Genomic DNA, 1,513 nt, shown 5'->3' with positions numbered 1-1,513 from the left:
GGTCGGTGTTGCCGGCCGAGATTTCGCGCGAACCCACCGTGATTTCGTCGACGCCGCGGCGCACGGTCGACACCGTGCGCGCCAGGCTTTCCTGCATACGCTTGACCGCCGCCATCAGCGCGCCGATCTCGTTGGTCGACTGCACCTCGACGCGCGTGGTCAGATCGCCGCCGGCGATTCGGTCGAAGCTTTCGCCAACCGCGCGCAGCGGGCGCAGCACGACTCGATTCATGAACAGGAAGGCGCCCAGCGACACGGCCAGGATCACCAGGACCAGCGCGAGGTAGACATACGCCATGACCGCGCCCTCCGAGCGCGACGCCGCCACCCGCTCTTCGCTGTAGGTGGTGATCGCGGTCGCGAACTCGGTCAACTGCTTGGAGAACGCGCCGCTGGCCGCGGCGGTCTTGGTGTTCTTCAGGTTCAGGTACTCGGCGTTGTCACCCCGGTCCAGCGCGCCCAGCATGGCTTGCAGGCCTTCGGCAAAGCCGTTGAACGAGGCCAGCAACTGGCCTTCGGCGGCGCGGCCGATATCGGTGGTCTTAGGAATCGCCTTGAACTTCTCGAGCTTGGCCCTGCCGTCGGTCAGCAGTTGCTGGACGATGCGGGTGTTCTCGGCCGCGCCCGCCTTGTCGCCGGCGGCGCGCTGGGCGGCGGCGATGTCCGCGCGGATGGTGGCGCGCAGCATCTGCACGTAAGAGTCCTTGACCAGATTGCTCTGCTGGACGCTCAGGCTATCCAAAGCGTTGATCGCCTCGGCGTTGGATCGCATGCTGTTCCAACCCAGGGCGATGGCAATCAGCGCGGCCACGGCGACGGCCAATTGGGCAAGCATCAACCCCGTGCGCACCTTCAGATTGCTTAACATTTTCCGATATTTCCGGTAACCGCCAGGGCGGCATGATATTGCCGCCCTGTCGTAAAAGGGATGTGTTCTCTACTACCTATTCAATGCAACGAAATACCTGGACAAATCACGCCGTCAGAACGATTCCCAATCGTCATCCGCCGGCGGCGTCCTGCGCGTCGCGGCCGGCGCCGGCTTGACGGGCTTGACGTCGGTGGCGTCGCTGGTCTTGACGACCGGACGACGCAGCGGCCGCGCCGCCGTGGCGCCGCTGTTCGGCGTGGGCCGGGCGCGGGCCGGCTGGGCCAGGCGCGGCGCCGGCGCGGCGGCGGGCTTGGCCGGACGCTGCACCGGTGCGACCGCCGCTTCCGGCTTGGCGGCCGGCGCGGCGACAGCGGGAGCCGCCGCAACGGGCGCTTCGTCTTCCTGCGGCGCCGCGAACACCGCCACCGCTTCGGCCAGGCGCTGCGCCTGTTCCTGCAGCGAGCCGGCGGCGGCCGCAGCCTCTTCCACCAGCGCCGCGTTCTGCTGCGTCACTTCGTCCATCTGCGCCACTGCGCGGTTGACCTGGTCGATGCCGCTCGATTGCTCTTCCGACGCCGCCGAGATCTCGCCCATGATGTCCGTCACGCGCTTGACCGACGCCACGATCTCTTGCATCGTCGC

Annotated in this window: 2 protein-coding genes; both read right to left on the bottom strand. The window is 67.6% G+C overall.

What is annotated here, in order from left to right:
- Positions 1-868, bottom strand: an 868-nt coding sequence (locus AOZ49_RS31520) for a Tar ligand binding domain-containing protein (RefSeq protein WP_156355805.1), incomplete at its 3' end; no start/stop codon positions are given.
- Between the two features lie 114 nt (positions 869-982).
- On the bottom strand, positions 983-1,513 hold a 531-nt coding region (locus AOZ49_RS31515; RefSeq protein WP_231690501.1), incomplete at its 5' end, for a methyl-accepting chemotaxis protein.

The organism is Achromobacter sp. 2789STDY5608615, assembly GCF_001298995.1.
GTDB lineage: Bacteria > Pseudomonadota > Gammaproteobacteria > Burkholderiales > Burkholderiaceae_B > Achromobacter > Achromobacter insuavis.
The sequence above is the reverse complement of the archived record's forward strand: the minus strand, read 5'-3'. Positions and strand labels throughout refer to the sequence as shown.